This window comes from Halomicrobium mukohataei DSM 12286 (assembly GCF_000023965.1).
Classification (GTDB): Archaea; Halobacteriota; Halobacteria; order Halobacteriales; family Haloarculaceae; genus Halomicrobium; species Halomicrobium mukohataei.
The window spans coordinates 434,633-455,278 of record NC_013202.1; the positions used below are offsets into that span (position 1 = coordinate 434,633).

Sequence of the window (20,646 nt, forward strand, 5' to 3'; positions counted from 1 at the left end):
CTGTAAGTATTAGCGCCAACGACTTTCCACGCTCGTCCGATAGCGTAACCCGATCACGCTCGTGTTGAACCGCTGGATCGTCTCGGGGTCCAGCTCCCCACGCGCGCTGTCGATGTTCTCCTTGCTCTCGACGAGGTGGGTCAGCGCCGCATCCAACACGTCGGACATCGGTGGGTCGTCGTGAGGGGCGCTGGCGACGATCGCGCTGGCTTTGTCGAGGAGTCGCTGCCGTTCGTCGGTGATCTTCAGGCTGGTGCGTCGAGTCATGGTTTAAACTGGTGTATGTACGGGGGGTCGAATCGCATCGCTCGCGAGTGAGCGACTGGGTGGTTCTTGATAAACGGGGGTCGGGGGTCCGGCGTGATCGGTCCGAACCGTCGGCCCGACCGGCTCGAATCTATGCACCGTAGCCCACGGCCCACAGCCCACAGGTGCATACATCGAGGATCGGCGATACATCTGGCTCGAACCCCGTGGGGTCGGGGTCGCATCATGGGCTGACCAGCTCTAATCTGTAGTCGCCCTCGTTGTTCTCGTCGAGGGACTGGACCTTCGCCCAGTGGTCGCCATTCAGCTCGCCATCCTCGTCGACGATCCCGCGTTCGCGAAGATCTTCGATCGGAATCGAGACGGTTACACAGCCGCCCGCCGGAGAGAGTTTGCGCATCTCCATGCTGCCGGCCCTGCAGTCTCGTTACTTTAATCCTCGGGTGAGTCCCGCTAATCCCGTGATTCGGTGCTTTCTAGGAGGTCGACTGCACCCGCCGAACACGGTCGCAATCGGCGGCCGGGTTCCACCATGTACGGAAAGATCGACATCGAAGACGCGCTGTTCGGCACCATCTTCGCCGCCAGTGCGTTCGTGACGAACGGAATCGCGACGATCAACATCCTCGGGAACGACCTGGGCGCGGCGGTGTGGACCGGACAGGGAACGGAGATCACCTTCGCGTTCCTGCTGACGCTGGTGTCGCTGTTCGGAGCCTACGCGACGAATCGCGTGAACCGCTCCAGCGGGAAGTCCTACGAGATCGACACTGACCTGGCGAACATCGCCCGCGGTGAGGCACCGATCGAGACGTACCTCGCCGTCGGAACGGCCCTGCTCGTCCTCGTGACCGGGCTGAACATCCTCGGCGCGCAGGAAGTCATCGCCGGCACCGCCGCGTTCGGCCTGGTCGTCGTCGCCGTCGAGGCCTCGGGCTACTACGTCATCAGCTACATGGGGTGATCCTCGTGAGGCTCGATACACTCCTCGGCTACGGCCTGCTCGGCACTATCGGCGTCTCCGCCTCGACGATCGCCGCCGCTGTCGTCGGCCAGCCCTTCCCCGTCGTCGTCCCGACGATCTTCGCCGCCGCCGTCGTCGCCGCCCACCACGTCCGCACGAAGGACTCCGATCCATCCGACGACCAGCTCGACGACGCGACCGGCGACGCTCCAGCCGTCGCTACTGATGGGGGCCGGCAATGAGAGACCGACAGACGATCACCCGGCGCGGGCTGATAAAGACCGTCGGCGGGACGGCCGCCGTCGGGGCCGGGCTCAGTGCCACCAACGGCACGGCCATCGATCCCGTCGGAGAGGCTGACGCCATCGCGTGTGGCGGTGCTTGTCTCGTCGCGGTCGGCATTGCAGGAGCGGCCGCCGTCGGCATGGTCACTGGTGCGGTTGCCGCGCATCATCTCGGACAAAAGCGTCAGGACGAACTCAGCGGGAGCGAGGAGACTGCCGACCTGCACGCCAATCTTCGCAGCCGACTCACAGCCCTTAAGGCCGCCAACAACAGCGTTCTCACGGGCGTGCAGAACCGCATCAAAGACGCCCGAAACGTCGCCTGGCCCGAGGCGAAGAAGGAGGCCATCAAGGCGTTCAACAATGGGGACGACAAGAGCGCAGTCAAGACCGCCGGCAAAGACCCTGTCGACGCGCACTATGTCACCATCCAGCAGAACATCCTGAACCGCGGGACCGAGTGGGCTAACACTATCCAGTACATCACTGACCTGCACGAGTCCGACTCCGGGCTGTCTCAGCCCGACGGCGGCACCCCGGCGTTCCGCATCACGTCAGAACACAACTACGATGGCTCGTCCCGACAAGTCACCCTGTCGCCACACGAGTTTTCGATGCTGGAGACGACGACAACCCTCGTCGACGGCCAGTCGTTCACGCACAAAATCATCCGGGCTAACGAGTCCGACAACAGCACACCGAATTTCCAACACGAAGTCGACCTCGACCCGACCGGTATCACCGGTCGCATCACCGACGGTTCCTCGTCCTGGGCTGGTGTCGCCTCGGCTACCGTCGATCCGGTCGAGACTGGCTCGACGGCCACCTGGCTGAACCTCGGTGCCTGGGACTCCGCCTGGTCGGCCATCGTCGACGACCACAGCCAGATGGTGAGCAATATCCAGACGTTCGTCGAAACGCTGTTCGAGAACCACAGCCCCGGCGACATCGACGTGAGCGAATACATCGACGCGACCACCCTCGCTAGCGAGTTTGCAACCGACTACGAGAATACCGGATACCGCGCCTACGCGGCCGCTGAGGCCGCAGTCGCAGGGATTCCGGGCAGCATGGACCAATCCATGCAGATCCGTCTCGAAGACTCTGGCATTGAGGTGCGCGGATCGGTCTGGACCGAGTGGCGTCCCTACGACGGATCGTCGACGGCCACCACGACCGAGACCGCAACCGAGACTGCGACCGAGACCGCGACCACGACCGAGACCGAGCCGGCGAACTCGGCCTTCGAAGTCGGCACTACCTACGACCCCAGCAACACGAACAAACTGGTGTTGATGAGCTACGAGTTCCAGGGCGAAGGCTGGATTCAGGGCTCCGATGTGTTCGTGAAAGACGACTCCGACAACTGGACGCAGGACACCAATATTACCAGCGCCGACGGATGGACCGCCCTCGACGGCGAGAAGATCCAAACCGGGTACGGCGAACTGCAACAGCCGTTCACTATCCTCTCGGCACAGGATACTGAGACCGGTGAGGACGTGGACGTGGTCGGGACCGAATCACGCAATCATCAGACGGCTGAGGTGGATCTGACCGAGGAACAACTGCAAATGATCCTCGACTATCGCAAGACGGTGCGTAACAACGACAGCCCTGGCGGTGGAGGCGGCGGGGCCGGCTTCCTCGGCGGTGGCTCAATCGATCCAACAGTTGCCGGCCTCGTCGCGGCCGGGTTGGTTGGCCTCGGTCTCCTTAGTAGGTGATCTGACTATGAGATTTTTCGTATTCATCACGGCAGCAGTCGTATCGCTCGCGCTCCTTACCGTGCCGATCGGGGCGACCCCGACCGACTCGGGCAACGCGTCGACGGCCAGCCCAGACGGCGAGCGGATCGACGGCGCGACCGTGCTGGTCAATTCGGAGTGGAGAGAGGCCCAGAGTGTCGCGCTCATCACGCTCCGGTCCGAGATCAATCAGACCGTGACCCTCACCGACGCGGGAGCGTTTTCCCAGGGCGGCACGGTGCCAGAGCGCACAGTCGAAATCGAGGCCGGCGAGACGACGCACATCGAGATCCCTGTTACCGAGGTGAGCGGGCGTGTCGGCGTCGGTATCTCGACGCGCTATACGCTCTACTCCGAAATCATTGAAAGCGGCTCTGGCGGCGGCCTCGATATCCTCCGCGCACTCTCGTCACTCCAGGCGTGGCTCGCTGGCGCGGCGATCGCCTTCGTCTGGATGGCCATCGCCGGCTACAACGTGATCCGCCGCGAGAACGGCCGGCCGGAGGTGGCCTGAATGCCCGCCCCGACATTCCAGACGAACCGGGACCGACTGACGTGGCTCCTCGGCGAGTACAAGCTGCTCGTCACGGGCATGATCCTCGGCGCGGTCGGGCTGGTGATCTACTACCAGCCACAGCTCCCGACGCCGCCGGCCTGGATCGCTGGCGTCCTCGTCGGCTGGCTCCTACTCGGAGTGCCGTGCTACCTCGTGGGCGCGAAGATCGCTCGGTGGCTCCGGAACCGCAACTGGATCGAGGTTCACCACGTCAACGCAGCCGAAGACACCGTCCAGAAGCACTACGTCCCGCCGCAACTCTGGCGCGAGAAGGAGATCGAAGGGCCAGATCCGTACCCGATCAACGGCGGCAGCGCCTGGGCCGTTCGGGAGTACGAGTACCTCGACGACATCGAACAGGTTCGGGTTCAGGGTGTCTGGCTCGAAGGCTGCCAGGACACCCAGCTCATGACCAGCAAGAAGCAGATGGAGGACATCCACGGCTGGCTCATCGATCGCGCCGAGGAACTCGCTGCCATCCGCGGGCGGTGGTCCCGTGGTGCCGTGGAACTCCAGAAGAAGCTCGTCACCGCCGAGAGCGAAGCGAACGAACGCGGCCAGATGATCCAGAAGACCGCCGCCAAGGACACCTTCGGCGACCTCGTCGACGACGGCGAAGACTTCGACGAAGCGCCGACGATCCACGATCTCGACGACCACGACCCCACCGCCGACGCCGTCGTGGGTGATGGGCCCGCCGACGTGTCAGTTCCCGACCAACAGAACCAGAACCCCCAAATGAACGATGACTGACGATAGTGGCGACCTCTACACCCCGGCACAGTTCCGCGAGTACCAGGACGGCTACGGCCAGCGCGAGCCCGACGAGACCCACGCGCACGCCGGGATCGTTCGCGACGAGAAGCTATCGCGCTATCTCTCGATCCTCGAAACACACTACGATCCACAGCGCTGCGACCGGCCGGCGAAGATGCCCGGTCAGGCAAAGGATCTCCAGCACGTCCGAGATATCGTCCGGATCGAAGGCACCGAGACGGCTCGTCGTGCCCTGGAAAACGGCGACATGCAGTCGCTCAAGCACTTCACCGGCGACGCCGGACAGCGTGCGGACATCTCCGGAATCAAGGCGATCGACCAGCTCCGCGCACAGATGACCGGCCCGGCACCGATGTTCTACGAGTGGGCCGAACCCGGTACGGGGAAGTCGAACTTCGCCTGTCTACTCGGCCAACTCTGGAAGGAGCAGCACCCCGACGGGCTCGTCGCCTCGAACATCCGAACACTGGAGGAAACCGACGAGTGGACCGGCGACGACGGCGACCGACGGGACGGCTGGCTTGCGAACTACGGAGACCTGAACGAGTGGCTGAAACAGGACGGTGACCCGATGCACAACACGCAGTCGCCGAAGCTGTTCATCTTCGACGAGGCATCGAGCAACGCTGGCGGTGGCGGGAAGGACGGCTACGACACGAAGACGAAGCTGGGGCCGCTCACCTACAAGATCCGCAAGTATGGCGGGTCGTTGATCGTCATCGGTCACGACGGCCGCGACGTACACCCGCTCGTTCGTGAGCTTGCCGTGTGCGTCCACAAGGAGGGGCTGAAGGAGGCGACCTTCTACGAAGACGTGAAGGGTCGCTCGGGCGTGAACGAGATCTTCTCCGTGTCGGGAATCCCCGAAACGGACTGGCGATACGACGACAAGGAGCCGACGACGTGGTCGTGGTCAGGCGGTGAGGAAGACGGCGACGAAGTCGATCCCGCCGACCTCTCACGGAAGCTCGCCGTCTACACCGTCATCACTGCCAAGGAGGCAAACCCGGAGAAACCAAACCACGAAATTGCCGATTTCGTTCCCTACAGCGCCGAATGGGTCCGACAACGCTGGAACGAGTACCAGCACGACGGCGACCATCGCAACGTGGTTGGCGACGTGGAGGGACTAACCGCATGACAGCGGCGGTATTCGGGCAAACCAACAACAACCAACCCCCCGGCGTACTCCTACGCGTGGCCCATGGCGCGCTCGCTGCCTGCGAGCGCACGCGAGCCATGGGCAACGGCCGACAACAACCCGGAGGAGTATCTATATATGACGCACGCGAGGCGCGATCGAGATGAATCGCTCCCATCGAGCGAATCACTACGGCACCCTCGTCGAGCGACAAGCGGTCAAGCGGTACAATCTGGAACTGGATCGGTGTAGCTGGCACGACGCCAAACGATCGGACGGCACGCCGGTCGAAATCAAGGCCGCGATGCATCGGCACAGCGATGGCCAGCCTGGTACGTTCAAGCTCTACGATCAGTACCACGAGCAGTTACGGGCTGCGAACGGCTGGTATATCTTCGGTGTGTATCGAATCCGTGGCTCCGGGGTTGAGGTACTACAGTGGGAGATGCGTCACTCGTCTCGGCTGCCGCAGCTTGAATGGCATGGCGGGGGCGATCACCGCGAAGCTCATCAGGCGAAGATTGGGATCAGTCTTCTCACGCAAAACCAGTAGTAGAGGGCTACGCCGTACACACATCGGTTCGCATGGGGGGTGCTGGTCACGGCACAAATTCTCGATCTTCTCCCCAGGAATGAATCCCGATATGATCTGCGACGTTCTTGATTTCGTCGTCGGAAAACGGATGCTTCGAGACGATCAAGATACTGGTGTTGCTGAGTTCTTTGAGTGGTTCAGATATCTTGGTTGTCCGGCCCCACTATAATTCCAAATCTCAAAATAGTGCAGATGACTGGCAAAGGGAATCTCGATTTCAGGGTGTTGGCAATTCTTTATGGGGACACTCTCTACTCCCGACTTCAATGTAAGGTAAATTGTCTTCTTCGTCAGTTCGTTTGTATATCGAGATATCTGTCTGTCCCCCAGAGCAGGGATTGTCGACACGTGCCGTGATGTAGGTGGGCAGTCGGGGGCACTCAAGCACGACCTCGACTTTCGATTGGGACAACGGATCGATCGACCCGACTTGTGCCTCACAGATCACTCCGTCACTATCATACCCGACGAAGGAGACGTTCTCAAACCGCTTCCATTCTTCAGTCCCACTTCGCGCAGTTGCCTCGGCAGTAAACGATATTTGATTCCCGTTGACCGCTGTATCACGTATAGTGAGAGTTCGATAATACGAGCTACCGAAGCAGCCTGCAGTGGCGCTTACGGCGGCTGATACGCTCAACAACCGCCTCCGGCTTATTTTAGTCATCAACACTCGGGATCTCGTCGAAATCTACCGTTGAAATTTCTTCGATGCTAAAGGCCGTCCTATTACCGTCGATATAATAGGCGAAGCCCATAATCGGCCACGCTGGGTTTTCGTAATAATTTATATATTCGGGTGTCGGTTCAGGGTCACCATCTTGAATAATTCCATTTCCGTCGATTCCATACGGACACTGGAGCCCACTATAGCATTCGCCGATCCTGAGCTGTTCGTCATCGGCCGTGCCAGCACCCAGACTGTGCCCAATTTCTTCCATCAGAACTTTATGACGACTTGCATTCGTACTAAACTCTTCGTCAAACATGATTGTGCCGTGTGGCGTTCCGAATCCATTTTCAACGAACGCAACTTGTGCTTCTGATCCCGTATGACCCTCCATCCCCCTGACACTACTCGGTATAAACGAGTCATGGGGTTTGTACATAGGTTTGTCGCTCCCATATTTGTTCGTCCAGAACAAATGGAGCGTTGCTGTATCGTTATGGAATCGATCTTCAACGAGATCTGTCTCCCAGACGTTGAATGAGTCGGGTTCAATACAGTATGTATCTACCGACGGGGCATACAGACCACCGTTACCTGTGGATGCAGCACTACAGACTGACTCTAACTGTGATCGTGACAATTCGTCGCTTTCCACAAATGTGAGGTTGATATCGTACAGTAGATAGTTCCGTCTGGTCGCATCGATTACAGAATTGTTGTTAGAGATATTCATCTGGAACGGATTCCGTCCGGAGAGATAGTCAACCTCAACCGTCAAACTCGTGTCTGGCTGATCTGCGGTTTCTTTTGGGTCAGCCCCCCAGTGCAGTTCACCGATATGCAAGTTCGAGTGGAACTGTCCACTGCGATCGGGGAGTGTGGTGCTCGTTGCCGACGAAGTCATGGGATCGCTGGTCACCTCGTGGACGCCAACCTGCTCGTCGACTATCTCGTCCTCTTGAATGCCACTCGGTGCGCCGTCCCCATCGTCATCCCGCAGGTGTTCTCGGTACAAGATGACGTTTTCAGTCCGGCCGACGCCGTAGACACCGATCCAACCGTCCCAGTAGCCGTCACCGTCGTGGTCGGGATTCGTCGCGTTTGTTCCGAGTCTCTCACCTTCGTGGAGTATCCACTCGGAATTGCCACCTACAACTGAATGTGAGACGAGTCGCGTTGCTTCGGTCAAACCGTGAATCTCTTGACCGTCGGTGAGACCATCGTCGTCAGTGTCAGGGTCCCAGGGGTCGGTGCCCGAGTTAACCTCCTCTCCGTTCGATAGCCAGGTGTCTGACCGGGGTGTTCCGTCGAGTGCTGTGAACACACTCCGCTCACGCGGGCCTTTTACAGAATCATTGAGTACGATGTCAAAGTCATCCGTTTTGTCAGTGAGTTCGAGATCCTGCTGCGGTTCATTGCCACCGGTGACATGCATCAGCTGTAGGAAACTTGACTCACCCTCGAGACCTGTGAGATACTGCTGATGTCGTTCGGTGACAGCGTAGGTCACTGGTGAAGCCGGGTCGGTGTAGGTCACGTTTCGCTCGACGTTGTCCTCGAGACCGTCACCGTCTGTGTCTTCACGGAGCGGGTCAGACGAAACGTTGATATTCTCACTTAGATCACAGCCAGATCCAGTCCAGAGAATATCTCTATCCTCGGTTGATACCCACTCACAGTCAGTGTTGAACTGTACCGGTTTGGAAACACTGGAGCTGTTGATTACGGGTATATCCCAGCCACGGACTTCAATATCGTCGCTCAGACCGTCCCCGTCAGTGTCGACGCGGGTCGGGTTCGAGCGGACAACAGGGGTCCACCGCTTTTCGCCGTCGACGGTCGTCAACTCGAAGTCGACCTCCTCACCGTCGGTCAGTCCGTCGCCGTCGGTGTCTGCCTCGGTGGGTGCCGTACTGGATCTGTGGGCCGTCCAGTCCTGTCCGTAAGGTCTGCTGTTGCTATCCTATGATCCCTCCCGTGGTCATCACGACGGAAGGCTCCGGGATCGATGGATCGTGTTGCAGCTGTGCGGTGTATTTTGGGTAGGTGGCCTTAGCCACACGACTAAGGGGAACCCGGAAGCTCGCTTTCCGGGTTCCCCCTGGTCGCGCGGCTGGGTGACGTGACCGAGAGGGAACGAACCCAGCCGCGCGACGCGCCGGGGTGGGGTGTGAAGGACGATATTGCCGCTAAAATGGTGTGTTGAACAGTGATGCCTCTATCCAGGGGGCGCGCTACCCCCCGGACCACTCATCGGCGGGCGGACACCCGGCAGCCTTCCAGGCTTCGAAGTTGAAACCCTCGTTCCGGCGTTCCTGCTGCTCTCTGGTGATGTACTCGCCGCTCCGTTGGCCCTGGAACACGTTCCGTAGGTCTCGGAAGCGATCACGCGCACCGTCGGCGTAGGTGACGACGACGTGGACACCGTAGACGTTGTTCTCGACAAACTGCGTGTACGCCGTCTTCACTTCGCGCATGATCTCGCGGGCTTCTGCTCGATCCTCTGGCTGGTAGCCCATCTGGAGGAGCTTTCGGCAGTCGTCGCCCTCGCGGACGGTGATCGCGTACTCGCGCCGGAGTCGACTCCAGCGGGTCTTCTCCTGCTCCTCTGCGGCGTCGGCCAGATCCATCACAGCGCTGCCGACAGACTGCTCGAAGCGCTCACCGGCTGCCCTGACGCGCTTGAGTAGCTCCTGCTGGATCTTCTTCGACTCCAGTTCCATCTCACCGTAGGTGTGGTGGATCAACCCTTCCAGGCGGTCGATCACCGTGCGAATCGTCCGGTAGGTGTAGCCCGTCTGCTCGGCCGCTTCCTGTGGCGAGACCTTCCCACCGTCGGTGAGTAGCAGCTCGGTCACGTCCCGGTCGGCCCGGCTCATGTCGCCCCACAGGTGCATCACGCGATGCTCCTGCTCGTCTTCGATCTCCGGCAGCGGGCACTTGACGAGCTTCCGGGCTTCTGTGGTGTCTTCGACCGACCAGTACGGATCAAACTCGACGAATGCACCGCTGTCGGCAGTGGTGGCGATGCCGGTCCACTCCAGACAGTTGAGGATCGTCTCTTCCAGCTCACGCCGAGCGTCGTCGAGGTCGCTCCACCGAACGGTGTCGTCGGTACGACTCGTCTGGTAGGACACCTCGAATTTCGGATGGTACGGCGCGTCACCGGGTTCGTACTCGTCGGGGTGGTTCGGGTAGTAGTGTTTCAACTCCTTGCCGAGCCCATGTCCACGGACCAGCTCGTCGGCCTTCTCGTCTTCGACGGTGGCAGTGACGTAGTAGCCGGGAAGCTTCGTGTTGTCTTCGACGTGTTTCCGGTACCCGCTTCGATCACCCTGAATGAGTGTGTGGCACCGAGCGATCGGGCCATCCGGGGCGTACAGCGGGCCGCTGGCGTCGCGGTACAGTCGGACGTAGTAGGCCAGGTCGCTCACGTGGCTGTCCGGGTGGGGCTGGTCGAAGTAGCGCGATGAGATGCCGTAGGCATCTATCACGCGCTGGACCAGTGTGAGGTACTTCTCGTGAGGAATGTTCGAAGCCTGAACCTGCACGTCGATGTAGGGCTCACCGTAGTCGGGGACCGAGACGGGTTTGCCGTCGGACGTAAGGTTCGGCCAGCGGGGGCGGACGGTGATCGTCCCGCCTTTGATCCGTGGGTCCTGGTCGGCGGGCTCGCCGGAGTAGTGGGGCGAGTCCTTGGCGACGAAGTAGAACTGGAACTCGCGAACTTCCTCGATCTCGAAGCTGGGGTTGTCCCACGGGTCCAGCCCGCTCTTCGAATAGTCGAAGGCCGTCGCCCACTGCTGGCCGTTGAATCCGATGTCACGGGTCGGTTTCCCCTGGGTTTGCCAGCGGTCGCCCCACTCTTTCATCAGGGAGTGCATCGCATAGTAGGGTGCCAGCCCGTGGTCCTGAACGGCTGGATCGGGATGCACGCCGACGGTAAAGCGCACGTCGCCCTCGTGCGGGGCGCACTTGAGGTACCGCGACATGCTTACCTCGCCACTGTATCTCTACCGGGCAGGTTCCCTACAGCCCGCTCGACTTCCTGCTGACTCTCTCTGAGCGGCTGCATCTTCGCCCAGTCGAAACGCAGGGGTTCACTCGCCTCAACGTCGTAGAGACGTGACGCTCGGACGAACTCGCTCATGCTGCGCCACCCCCCAACCGTCGACGAGCCCGTCGGAGCAAATTGCCTACAGTACCAGGCGATCGTCCCGTCTTCCGCGCGTACTCGCGAACCCCATAGCCGTCCTGCTCGACGGCTTCATACACCTCTCGCTCGGCGTCAGAGAGTGGCGACAGGTCCTTTTCGTACTCGAAGAGGTTGGACTGGTAGGTCACCGCCACTCACCCCCGAACGATTCAAGACCAGTCTGCTGTGTCGATCGGAAGGGAATCGCCTCGTCAGGATCGAAGTTCATCACCAGCCGTTCGGTGGCCGGCTCGCGCTGGTCGCCGTTGATGCTGTAGTGGATCTGGTATTGCCGTTTTGACCAGCCGAACTCCTTGATGGCCGATTCGAGTTCATCGGGAAGATCACCGTAGGAACAAATCCACTTCCCCTCGAGTTCGGTGAGCGTCGCGACTAACTTGTCGTGATCGAACTCACCGTCGTGCGTGTATAGATCGTCACCAGGTCCGACGTACGGTGGATCAAAGTACAGCAGTGCCTCAGATCGGTCGTACTTCTCACAGAGACGGTTATAATCGAGGCATTCTAGCGTGACATGCTGGAGCCGATCGGCAACCTGATCCAGTGCATCAGTCGCATTCTGCAGGCGCCGTGCCTCGTTACGGATCGTACTGGCTTTGAATCCAGAGATGCCGTCGAGCTTTCCGCTGTACTGTGTATAGCGCAGGTAGAACCAGCGACCAGCCCGGACTATATCGTCATCTGGACGATGGCCGTCGTAGAATTTCCTGGCCCATCGCCCATGCAGTTCCCGCGAAAAGGGAACGGTCCGAAGCCACTTCTGGAGTTCCTCGCGCTGCTGGCGTAGTACTTGGTAGAAATGGACGACGTCACGGTCGAGATCGTTTAGCACCTCGATGTGACTCGGTGCCTTGTTCAGCAGAATTGACGCCGACCCTCCAAACGGTTCGACGTACAGTTCGTGATCCGGGAAGTACCCCAGAATCTCGTCGACATGGTACGTCTTCCCGCCGGGATACGGAAATGCCGACAGACTCACAGGGACTCACCCCCGTCGGGACGTGCGTCCACACGACCGCCCTGATTCCGCTGGGGCTGGTCCTCAGGGTCTGGATAGTCGAGCTCTTTCCCGGCGGCTGTCCCGCGACAGATCCGCCCCATCGAGTCACACGCTGGGCAGCGATGGGCGACGTTCTCCTCGTCGCCGAAGGTCCGTCGGAAGTCTCGCGAGACGTGAGCGCCACAGTGCTGGCACTCCGACTGATCGGTGGTCGAGAAACAGACAGGTCGATCAGCCAAGGTGAATCACCCCCTCTAAGGAGGTAGACAAATCCTTCGCAAAACCGCCGGACGGCATCCCAAATGATTCGACTTTCTCTTCAATTCGATTTGAGATCGACTTTGTACGGTCGTCTACCGCTGAGAAATATTCCGATAGCGGGCTACAGAAGCCGCTTTTCGGGATAGTTCGCCAGGACGAAGAACCGGTATGGACTCGCCGGGCAGGTTTTCCGCGGTGCAGTCATGCGATTTTGGGTGATTTTGAGCATCGAATTCATTCCGGTAGGTGGTCGGTTCGCACGTCCATTTTCTCGCGCTCGGTTCGGGCGTCGTAGTGCTGGTACAGCACATCGAGCGACACGTCCATGCGCTCGCTCACCGTCTCCGGCGGGGTGTCTTCGGTCAGGTGGTGGGTGATCGCGCCTCGACGAACGGCGTGGGGAGATCGCGACGACGGGCAGTCTGCGACGTTGGCCGTCCTACCCCGAGCATCGCAGGTCTCCGGCGTCCGATCGTGCGGACACTCGCCGTAGGTGCAGGGGTGCAGCGCCCGCATGAGCCACTTGTAGATCGTCTGGGCCGACGGTCGGCCACCGTCTTCTTTGGTGAACAGCGGCCGTCTGCCGTACTCGTCGGTCCCCTGCGGGCGGCCGGGGTTGCTCACGTAGTCGTCGAGAACCTGGAACCACTTCGGGCCGAGATAGACCCACCGCTCGCCGGCTTCGCCGTTCTTGAGCTTCGTACCCTCGTCGATCCGGTGCTCCACTCGGACGGCGTTATCGTCCGGTTGGAGGTCCTCCACGTCGAGCGAGCGGACGGCACCGCGTCGCATCCCCGTCCGCCAGATGAGGGCGATGAGGGCGTGATCCCGGCTCGCGTACTGGTACTGCTCGAAGTACTCCAGCGCGGCCTCGGCCCGCTCGGGATCGAGATGCACGTCTCGACTCTCGGCACCGTCGGGCAGCTCCGGCGCGTGGATCTTCTCGGCCAGTCCCTCCTCGACGGCGTCGATGTCGGCCCACCACCGGCACGCTTGCCGGATCGTGGATAGCTGCTTCTGGAGCGTGATGGGAGCGATGTCGCCCCGTCGCCACGCCACGAAGTCGGCCATGTCCCGACCAGACAGCGTGTTCAGGTCCTCGATCTCGCGCTCCTCGCACCAGTCGAGGAAGTAGTTGAGCCGGGTGTTGGCGTTCTGTAGCGTCGACTCCCGCACGGACGGCTCACGGTGCCGTAGGAACCGCTCGACGCCGTCCTCGGGAGTCAGCGGTTGGAGATCGCTCACGACGCATCACCGCCGTCGACCTTCACCCTCGCTCGGGCCAGCAGGTTGCCGATCGTCCCCGGCGAGCGGCTGGTCTCGTCGGCGTACTCACGGGGTCCGTACTCGCCCTGCTCGATCGCCTCGAAAACGTCCCGCTCGGCGTCGGTGAGGTCCGACAGGTCCGAGCAGGGCTGATGGCTCTCGAAGTGGGCGAGCGACTTCTGGCGTCCCCTCATGCGTCGATCTCGATAGAGTGCCCGTCGACGACGGTCTTCCCGCCCGCGTCGTCCGGTCGGGCCTGTTCTCGTCGCTGCTCGTCGGCCACACGCTTCGTCCGCGTGTAGCGGTCGGTCTCGGGCGCAGGGTCGTAGGTCTCCGTCCGCACCTCACGGACACCGCCGACGCGGTGGGGCGGGAGCTTCGTGCGCGTCCCCCGCCACTCCGTCAGGGAGAGCCACCCGCTCGACAGCGTCTCGTAGTTGGCGACGTAGACCGGTCCCTGACCGCGCACGTCGACGTAGGCCGGCGTGTAGGTGTCCGGCAGCCGCTCGGGGTCGACGCGGTCGCTCTCGGGCTCGATCTCTCCGCCGTCGGGTAGCACCCGCTGCTTGCGCTTGACGATCTTGCCGGCCCGCGAGATCAGCAGGTGTTCGCTGTCGGCCGTCTGCTGGCTCCACGTCTCGCCGCACTCGGAGCACTCGACGGCGGCCTCGTCCTGCTGGAGAGTCCCGTCACACAGCACGCGAGGGCAGTCGTCGCCGTCCCAGATCTTCTGGGTCACCGTCATGGGCCGCTCTCCTCGCTGTCGTCACGCTTTTCGTCGTTGCTGTCGTCACCGGACTTGGGGGCTGCGCTGGCACTGGACATGTTTAGGCGGCCCCCTCGCTTCGTCGATCCTCGATGTTCTCGTGTTCGTCCTTCGTGAGCGTCCCGCGAGGCTCGTCGAAAGGAGTGTCGTGAGCCTGCCGGACGCAGTGCCGGACGTACTCGGCCCGGCTCATGTTGTTCTCGTCGGCGTGGTCGTCTATCTCGACCAACATCTCGGGTGGGAACCCGATCGTGGTGTTTGCAACAGGCATGCACTCAGTCAATGACTACCTTACTACGTAAGTCTTTGCCTACGAGATTATAGTACTACTTTAATCTAATAGCCGCTTCCCAAGCTATTCAATCACTCAATGAGTACCGTACAGTATGAGTACTACCCGACGAGATGGCGGATCGTCAAGGAGCAGCGTTTCGGTCAAAATAGATGATGAATTCTTGGAAGAATTCGACCGTGAATTAAAAAAGGCTCAAATAGAAGGAAAAGTGAAAATGGATGTGTCACGAAGTGAGGCAATACGTCGGTTAATGAAGGCAGGTAAAGACGATATGGATTTAATAAGTGATATGGAGCAGTCGGATGACGGCCCTGACAACGTCCAAGACTCATAGCGGCTAATCTGCGGTGTGCTGCCCGCTCTCTGACGGCATCGTGCCGGGATGGACGATCTCCGTATTTTCGTCGCCACCTTCGAGATATTCCACACGGCCACGCTCTCGCTTGATCGCCTCTGGGGAGAACTCCCCGAGGTAGTGCTGGCGAAACGTCTCCCAGTCCTCCCAACCGCCCCACGACATGACGACGGACGGGATCACGCCCTGTTCCAGTAGGTACGTGCCCCAGGTCCGTCGCAGATCGTGTACATCGAGATACGACCAACCCCTATCGTCGGTCTCGTCTTCGAGGCGCTCGGCAGCTCGGCGCACCCAGCGGTAAACAGTCGATCCAGCAACGCCTATCAGAGGCTCGTCGTCGTCCTGCTGGTACGCGAGTGTCTCCGCGATGGTGACGACTTCGGACGGGACTGGCGGCTCTCTGTACTTGTCACGCTTCGCGTAGTCCTCCCAGATTCGGATGTGATCTCCTGTCGGTCCCTCCACGAGGTCCTCGGGACACACTCCGGTGATCTCCGACCGTCGGAGACCAACCCGACCAGCGAGCAAGAAGGCGAGCCGCTGGTGAGGTGTCTCAGCTTCGTCGATCAACCGAGCCAATTCGTCGTCCGATAGCCACACTCGCTTTCCGTCGTCGTCGTCGTAGTCCTTGAGTCTCATGCACTCGTTTCGCACTTCTATTGCAAAACATCTAGTTTTTTCGGTCGTCCAGGTCGTCTGAAGCTCCGATGAGCGGTGAAAATGCACCAGAATGGGGGATTCTCGGGCGTTCCGAAGACAGTATTTTGAAGCGGGTAGCCGCTGGAACGACGACCAAATGATACCGCAGGCTCTCATCGGTACGTCGCTGGGTCTGGTTGGAGTCGCGTCGCTGGCGTTCCTCTACCTCTGGTTCGAAGCAAAAACGATCTGACGAAGGTCCTGAACGGCTCTATGTGCCGAGAGGCGGACACGCTATCGCGCCGGTTCGGTGACCAGCGATGGGTCGCACCGCACCAGGATCTCGTTGTCGACGCTCACGACTCACCACCGCCATCGTCGACGGCGTCGGCCATCGCCTCCTGCTCGTCGGTCCCCGGCGGCGGTCGGTAGGGCAGCTTCGAGGCGACCGCTCGCCCGAAGCCCTCGACGCGCTCCATCCCGTAGCGAGTCGGGACCGCCATGCCGGCCACCAGCATCAGGACCGCCAGCGCCACCGTCTGCGCGTCGGGCATCGGGAGCGCGGGCAGTGTCGACTGCAACGGGATCACGACCCTTCACCCCCGATCGCGTCGGCGTCCACGTCGTAGGTCGGCCCCTCGTCGTGAACGCCGAAGGCCCGCAGGAGCGCCCTGAGCCGCTTGCGGTTCGACCGCGACCGCTGGGCCGTCCGACGCAGTACCTCCAACTGTGCGAGCTCGATAGCGACCAGCACGGACAGCAGTGCCGCGACCGCCCCGAGACCGATCTGGACACCCATTAGAGCAACCCTCCGATGGCGTCCCCGGCGTCCTCGACCGTGTCGGCCGCGCCGCCGGTCGCCCAGCTAAAGCCGTTACCGGCCGCGTCACCAGCACCCTCGACCGTGTCGGCAGCGCCGCCAAGCCACCAGTCCATCCCGTCGCTGACAACGTCGCCGGTGCCGTCGGCCACGTCCGTCGCACCGTCCCAGCTATCGCCAGCAGCGCCGCCCACGTCATCCGCGGCATCCTGTGCGCCGTCAGCCACGTCGCTGCCGACGGTGACGGCAGTGTACACGTAGTACAGTAGCCCGAGACCGATAACCACCATGAGGATCTGCCCGCCGCGAGACTCCGCGACCTGACGGGCATCGGCGCTGCCCTGCTTGGCAACATCGGCCACCTCGTCGGCGTTATCGGCGAGCGCGCCGCCGGCCGCTGCTGCCGCTGGAGCCGGACTCACCGCGACCACCCCCAGATCGCGACCAGCAGCGCGATCGCCCCAACTGTACCGACTGCCTCGATCGGCACGCCGGCCGGACCGGTCGGTGATCTGTCGTCCGATCCTGGGGAATCCGACGTGTCGGTACCGGGCGTCCCGTCGCCAGGCCAGTCGGTCGAGCCGTCCGGAGCGGTGGTCCCTCGATCCGCCTGACTGGAGTTCGGAGTGCCGTCGGTCCTGCTATCCGGTGTGGTCACCACCGCGTCAGCAGATCCGTCGCCGTCGGTGTCCTCGACGCCCTCAGACGGGCCAACAGTCGTGTCGCTGCTGCCCTCGTTGCGGCCGGAGATGATCGTGTGATCCGAGCCGTTCGTTCCTGAGCCCGCATCTGGGTCCGGGGGCGAATAACCGTCGTCGCGCGAGTCGTCAGTCTGCCGGTCGATGAGGTCCTGTGTCTGCTCCGATCCGCGACTCGACGACGAACTGCTGTCGTCGTCGTTGTCGCCAGCCGTGTAGCTGCCGTCTCCCGCCGAGTCGATCGTATCGTGACGATCGAGATACCGCGTCATCGCGGTGTCGTGGTCGCTCATCGCTCGATACCTCTGGTCTGAGTGTTGTTGCTGTCGATCATGATTGTGTCATAGATGCGCTGCCGGTAGTCGACCGGACCAGGAAGTCGGTCACGCGAGTGGCCCTCCGAGGTTCCCGCCACGGCCGACGCTGAGCCCTTTGAGCTTCACCGGATCGAAATACAGTGTCGCCTCTCGATCCTGTGTCCCGATGGTCTGAGTCCCGTCCACGTCGTCGTCGTCCGCGAGCTGATACCAGACGTAGTCAACCCCAGACCGGTCGCTGGACGCGATCACCACGAACGTCTCGTAGAGTACGTTTAGCAGCCACAGATCCGCTTCTCCGTTGTCGTCGACCCGCGCCGCCGTCGGGAACACTCCTGCAGACTGCACCCAGACGGCGTCGCTGAGGGGCTGTCCGTCCGTATCTTTGAGCGTCACGTGTACCCGTCGGAAGTTACCCGTCGGGATCACGATACCACGACCGGACCCGACTCTGTGAGCCGAAGCTCCGAGCCCGAACAGTCGGCGGTCGTGCCCGCCGTCCGTATCCTCGATACCGTTAGCGGTCCCCGAGAGGGCGAGCGCTCGGCGGTCGTGCCCGCCGTCCGTGAGCGTTGCCGACTGAGCCGCTCGTGTGTAGCTCGCCATGATCGGTCAGTCCATGCGGAGCGCCACGCTCGCGGCGTCCCTGTTCAGGATTGTGTACAGGTCGTTCCCGTCGGCGTCTTGGATCGTGTCCCGGTGAGCGGCGTCTCCGCCGCTCCGCTCTTGGAGGACCATCTCATACCGCCCGATCACGGCGTCCGCGCCAGAGGCGTTGCGGTAGGAGCTCGATCGAGCCACGCCGTCCGTGTACGGGTAGTTGTTGTAGTTCGCGTCTGGGTTCGCGACTCCCTGTGCGTAGTGGTGCGGGCTGGATCCCGACTGTGCCATGCGGCAATCGAGAGCCACCTGTTTGATGGGGTTGTAGTCTATGGAGTCCGCCACGTGCCCGGCGACTCCGAAGATCATGTTCGCCTCGTGAGTGGCGGCGTCGTCGTAGTCCCACAGTTGCGTCACCTCCTCGAAGAAGATCATGCCGTCGCCGTCGTTGCCGTCCGCCTCCTCTCTCTGGAAGTAGAGAGCGAACCCGGAGTCTACGTATTCCAACCAGTACGTCACGGCGTCTCCCTCTTGGATCCCGCCGCCGTCCGACTGGTGAGCCGTGATCTTACCCGTGGTCCCGTCGTTCCGGCCGATCTCCTTCAAACGATTGCCGGGATCGTTCGGGTAGCGATCGTTCCACGAGCTCGAACCGGTGTCCCAGTCCACGCCGTACTCGGGCGTGAGCCCGCGGTTATCTTGGTCCGTGTTCGGTCTGAACCGGATGTACTCGTTGAACGGAGTGGCGATCACGAACCAGTCGTTCGTGGGAACTGAGGCGTCTCCGCCGCCGCTCGAAGTGTCCACCACGCTGTATCCGGTCATGCTCGTGACCTTATCTCTGAGTGCCGCCAGTGCTTTGCCCCACGTCGTCGCGATTGGTCCATCGAAAGTCATTGTTACTTCAGTGCCAACACTTTCAGAGTGGTGTCGGCGTCACTCTCGGTCATCTTTCGGTACCACAGCTTTGAGGCGTTGAGTCCACCGGGTGGGCTGAGCGAAAACGGCGCTTCCGAGGCCGTCAGCGGGATCTCGCGGTTGGTCCCGGTCTGCTGGAACGAGACCAGCACCGGCCCATCGAAGCCCCACACGGTGACCGTATCGGCGGGGAACCCCCAGTCGAGACTCTGCTGGCCGACGCCGTCGACGGCGACCGGCACCTCAGTCACGAAATACGTCGGCTCGTCGCTGGTGCTGGTCTCGCCGAGATACTGGTCGCCACGCTGGTCGAGCAACAGCGCGAGCAGGAGCCGGTCCGTGTCGCTCTCCAGCAGATCCTCGTGCCAGGAGTCGGCACCGAGACTGTATTCGGACAGCACCCGCTCGATGACGCTGTCAGGGCCGACAGTGCTCATTGGCTCATCACCACGTCGTTGCTGTTGTGCCGCCGTTCTGTGGCGGGTTCGTCGTGAATCATATCGTACCGTCCTCCATCGCCGTGTACAGCAGCAGTACGAGCATGCACAGGGTGCTGGCCAGCAGCAGGTCGTCTCGGTTGATCGGACGCCCCCGGAGGATCTCGTCCAGCGCCGAGTCGTCCGGTCCGTACTGTTGGCCGTTTCCCTGACCAGTGCTCGTCGTCGCTGCTGCGGTGCGTGGCTCTCCGGGTTGATTGCGACCGGTGCCAGATGCCTCTCGTCCGGTTGCATCTCGTGTAACAAGTCCGCCGGACGGCACGGCTCTACCTCCGTGCCGCGTCAGTCGCCACTGCCTGCTTCAGCCCGTCGATAGGACCTTCGGCTCCGCGGACGGGCAGGTCAGTGAGCGCGTTCGTTGCGACCACCTCAGTCCCCGATCCGGTCTCCGTAGCGAACGCGACCGTGTACGGGGCCGTGATGGTGAGTGCGAGCGTGAAGTCCGCCGGAACGAACGGATGGAGCGGGGACTGATCGGCGTCGACGGTGATGGGCTCTTTGCCCTGGTCCCGCCGGTGGATCATGCCCATATCCGCCGAAAAGAGAACGTCCGGCGTCCCGTTGGGTGCGACCTTTTGCAACTCCACGAGCGCCTGCGCTCCGCTCGTGTAGTAGGCCGTGAGCGTGTTGTCCGTCCCGTCGTCCGTGTAGTTGAACGAGTCTCCGGCGTAGTCGATCGAGTCGGGCTGAACCCGCTTGTCGCCCTCGTACAGGACGAGCGAGTTGGTGACTACGCTCGAATCGATCAGTTCGTGAGACACGGAGAACGTCTCGCCGTCTCCGGCGTTTCCATCGGTCGTGAACGTCTCGCGAGCCACCAGCGACAGGTCGAACGGACGGGTTGCGTCGACGGACAGCGCCCGCTTGGGCTGGTACTCCGCGACGGTCGTGGGCTGTCCGGGCGATCCCGTCGAGAAGCTGAAGTCACCGTTCGTGATGTTGTCGCGGCTGGTGTTGGCCTCCCGAAGACGCTGCATGATCTGCTCGTTCATG

The 20,646-nt window shown here is 61.7% G+C and carries 29 protein-coding genes; 8 read left to right on the top strand and 21 right to left on the bottom strand.

Annotation, left to right across the window (positions count from 1 at the left end; genetic code table 11):
• Positions 1–9: 9 nt before the first annotated feature.
• Both HMUK_RS02090 and HMUK_RS02095 read right to left on the bottom strand, forming a co-directional pair.
• On the bottom strand, positions 10–267 hold the full coding sequence (locus HMUK_RS02090) for a DUF7386 family protein (protein ID WP_012807980.1): 258 nt from the start codon (positions 265–267) through the stop codon (positions 10–12).
• A 223-nt stretch (positions 268–490) separates the two neighbouring features.
• Complete coding sequence (locus tag HMUK_RS02095; protein WP_012807981.1) at positions 491–673, bottom strand: hypothetical protein; 183 nt, start codon at positions 671–673, stop codon at positions 491–493.
• Positions 674–799: 126 nt separating this feature from the next.
• Between HMUK_RS02095 and HMUK_RS02100 the strand changes: the two genes are divergently transcribed.
• From HMUK_RS02100 to HMUK_RS02130, 7 genes are all read left to right on the top strand, one after another.
• Positions 800–1,231, top strand: coding sequence for a hypothetical protein (locus tag HMUK_RS02100; RefSeq protein ID WP_012807982.1), 432 nt, complete (start codon positions 800–802; stop codon positions 1,229–1,231).
• Entirely contained in the window at positions 1,228–1,473 is a 246-nt protein-coding gene (locus HMUK_RS02105; protein WP_012807983.1) for a hypothetical protein, read from the top strand. The genes HMUK_RS02100 and HMUK_RS02105 overlap by 4 nt, the downstream gene beginning before the upstream one ends.
• The gene (locus tag HMUK_RS02110; protein ID WP_012807984.1) at positions 1,470–3,242 is read left to right on the top strand and encodes a phosphate signaling complex PhoU family protein; all 1,773 of its coding nucleotides are present in this window, start codon (positions 1,470–1,472) and stop codon (positions 3,240–3,242) included. The genes HMUK_RS02105 and HMUK_RS02110 overlap by 4 nt, the downstream gene beginning before the upstream one ends.
• A 7-nt stretch (positions 3,243–3,249) precedes the next feature.
• Entirely contained in the window at positions 3,250–3,777 is a 528-nt protein-coding gene (locus HMUK_RS02115; RefSeq protein WP_012807985.1) for a hypothetical protein, read from the top strand.
• Positions 3,778–4,572, top strand: a complete 795-nt coding sequence (locus tag HMUK_RS02120; RefSeq protein WP_012807986.1) for a hypothetical protein — start codon at positions 3,778–3,780, stop codon at positions 4,570–4,572.
• Positions 4,565–5,737: a hypothetical protein gene (locus tag HMUK_RS02125; RefSeq protein WP_012807987.1), complete on the top strand. Its 1,173-nt coding sequence runs from the start codon at positions 4,565–4,567 to the stop codon at positions 5,735–5,737. The genes HMUK_RS02120 and HMUK_RS02125 overlap by 8 nt, the downstream gene beginning before the upstream one ends.
• A gap of 163 nt (positions 5,738–5,900) precedes the next feature.
• Positions 5,901–6,290 (top strand): hypothetical protein, encoded by a 390-nt coding sequence (locus HMUK_RS02130; protein WP_012807988.1) that lies wholly within the window; start codon positions 5,901–5,903, stop codon positions 6,288–6,290.
• A 701-nt stretch (positions 6,291–6,991) separates the two neighbouring features.
• On the opposite strand, the gene HMUK_RS16970 is transcribed toward HMUK_RS02130, so the two are convergent.
• The 10 genes from HMUK_RS16970 to HMUK_RS02170 all read right to left on the bottom strand — a co-directional run bounded on the left by HMUK_RS16970 (position 6,992) and on the right by HMUK_RS02170 (position 14,782).
• Positions 6,992–8,848: a hypothetical protein gene (locus HMUK_RS16970; protein ID WP_012807989.1), complete on the bottom strand. Its 1,857-nt coding sequence runs from the start codon at positions 8,846–8,848 to the stop codon at positions 6,992–6,994.
• Positions 8,849–9,236: 388 nt separating this feature from the next.
• Positions 9,237–10,994, bottom strand: a complete 1,758-nt coding sequence (locus HMUK_RS02140; RefSeq protein ID WP_012807990.1) for a DUF7845 domain-containing protein — start codon at positions 10,992–10,994, stop codon at positions 9,237–9,239.
• 2 nt (positions 10,995–10,996) lie between these two features.
• Positions 10,997–11,152, bottom strand: a complete 156-nt coding sequence (locus tag HMUK_RS17440; protein WP_012807991.1) for a hypothetical protein — start codon at positions 11,150–11,152, stop codon at positions 10,997–10,999.
• A complete protein-coding gene (locus HMUK_RS16575) occupies positions 11,149–11,346 on the bottom strand; it encodes a helix-turn-helix domain-containing protein (protein ID WP_079979665.1) in 198 nt (65 codons plus the stop codon). The genes HMUK_RS17440 and HMUK_RS16575 overlap by 4 nt, the downstream gene beginning before the upstream one ends.
• The gene (locus tag HMUK_RS02145) at positions 11,343–12,197 is read right to left on the bottom strand and encodes a DNA adenine methylase (protein ID WP_012807992.1); all 855 of its coding nucleotides are present in this window, start codon (positions 12,195–12,197) and stop codon (positions 11,343–11,345) included. The genes HMUK_RS16575 and HMUK_RS02145 overlap by 4 nt, the downstream gene beginning before the upstream one ends.
• Positions 12,194–12,457: a DUF7563 family protein gene (locus HMUK_RS18200; protein WP_049940716.1), complete on the bottom strand. Its 264-nt coding sequence runs from the start codon at positions 12,455–12,457 to the stop codon at positions 12,194–12,196. The genes HMUK_RS02145 and HMUK_RS18200 overlap by 4 nt, the downstream gene beginning before the upstream one ends.
• Before the next feature lie 256 nt (positions 12,458–12,713).
• Positions 12,714–13,724 (bottom strand): tyrosine-type recombinase/integrase, encoded by a 1,011-nt coding sequence (locus HMUK_RS02155; RefSeq protein ID WP_012807994.1) that lies wholly within the window; start codon positions 13,722–13,724, stop codon positions 12,714–12,716.
• A complete protein-coding gene (locus tag HMUK_RS02160) occupies positions 13,721–13,939 on the bottom strand; it encodes an RNA polymerase sigma factor (protein WP_012807995.1) in 219 nt (72 codons plus the stop codon). The genes HMUK_RS02155 and HMUK_RS02160 overlap by 4 nt, the downstream gene beginning before the upstream one ends.
• Positions 13,936–14,490, bottom strand: coding sequence for a hypothetical protein (locus HMUK_RS02165; RefSeq protein WP_012807996.1), 555 nt, complete (start codon positions 14,488–14,490; stop codon positions 13,936–13,938). Before HMUK_RS02165 ends, HMUK_RS02160 begins: the two co-directional genes overlap by 4 nt.
• Before the next feature lie 82 nt (positions 14,491–14,572).
• Positions 14,573–14,782 (bottom strand): ribbon-helix-helix domain-containing protein, encoded by a 210-nt coding sequence (locus HMUK_RS02170; protein WP_012807997.1) that lies wholly within the window; start codon positions 14,780–14,782, stop codon positions 14,573–14,575.
• Between the two features lie 115 nt (positions 14,783–14,897).
• Here HMUK_RS02170 and HMUK_RS16580 point away from each other — a divergent pair, with 115 nt between their 5' ends.
• On the top strand, positions 14,898–15,140 hold the full coding sequence (locus tag HMUK_RS16580) for a hypothetical protein (protein WP_126967189.1): 243 nt from the start codon (positions 14,898–14,900) through the stop codon (positions 15,138–15,140).
• 3 nt (positions 15,141–15,143) lie between these two features.
• On the opposite strand, the gene HMUK_RS02175 is transcribed toward HMUK_RS16580, so the two are convergent.
• The 9 genes from HMUK_RS02175 to HMUK_RS02215 all read right to left on the bottom strand — a co-directional run bounded on the left by HMUK_RS02175 (position 15,144) and on the right by HMUK_RS02215 (position 20,645).
• Positions 15,144–15,803, bottom strand: coding sequence for a site-specific integrase (locus tag HMUK_RS02175; RefSeq protein WP_012807998.1), 660 nt, complete (start codon positions 15,801–15,803; stop codon positions 15,144–15,146).
• Positions 15,804–16,159: 356 nt separating this feature from the next.
• Entirely contained in the window at positions 16,160–16,393 is a 234-nt protein-coding gene (locus tag HMUK_RS02180; RefSeq protein WP_240532178.1) for a hypothetical protein, read from the bottom strand.
• Entirely contained in the window at positions 16,390–16,602 is a 213-nt protein-coding gene (locus tag HMUK_RS02185) for a hypothetical protein (RefSeq protein ID WP_012808000.1), read from the bottom strand. Before HMUK_RS02185 ends, HMUK_RS02180 begins: the two co-directional genes overlap by 4 nt.
• Positions 16,602–17,045, bottom strand: a complete 444-nt coding sequence (locus HMUK_RS02190) for a hypothetical protein (protein WP_012808001.1) — start codon at positions 17,043–17,045, stop codon at positions 16,602–16,604. The genes HMUK_RS02185 and HMUK_RS02190 overlap by 1 nt, the downstream gene beginning before the upstream one ends.
• Complete coding sequence (locus tag HMUK_RS02195; RefSeq protein ID WP_012808002.1) at positions 17,042–17,614, bottom strand: hypothetical protein; 573 nt, start codon at positions 17,612–17,614, stop codon at positions 17,042–17,044. Before HMUK_RS02195 ends, HMUK_RS02190 begins: the two co-directional genes overlap by 4 nt.
• Positions 17,615–17,704: 90 nt before the next feature.
• On the bottom strand, positions 17,705–18,244 hold the full coding sequence (locus tag HMUK_RS02200) for a hypothetical protein (protein WP_012808003.1): 540 nt from the start codon (positions 18,242–18,244) through the stop codon (positions 17,705–17,707).
• A 6-nt stretch (positions 18,245–18,250) separates the two neighbouring features.
• Positions 18,251–19,135 (bottom strand): hypothetical protein, encoded by an 885-nt coding sequence (locus HMUK_RS02205; RefSeq protein ID WP_012808004.1) that lies wholly within the window; start codon positions 19,133–19,135, stop codon positions 18,251–18,253.
• A 2-nt stretch (positions 19,136–19,137) separates the two neighbouring features.
• The gene (locus tag HMUK_RS02210; protein WP_012808005.1) at positions 19,138–19,593 is read right to left on the bottom strand and encodes a hypothetical protein; all 456 of its coding nucleotides are present in this window, start codon (positions 19,591–19,593) and stop codon (positions 19,138–19,140) included.
• Between the two features lie 326 nt (positions 19,594–19,919).
• Positions 19,920–20,645 (bottom strand): hypothetical protein, encoded by a 726-nt coding sequence (locus HMUK_RS02215; RefSeq protein WP_012808007.1) that lies wholly within the window; start codon positions 20,643–20,645, stop codon positions 19,920–19,922.
• Between the last annotated feature and the right edge of the window lies 1 nt (position 20,646).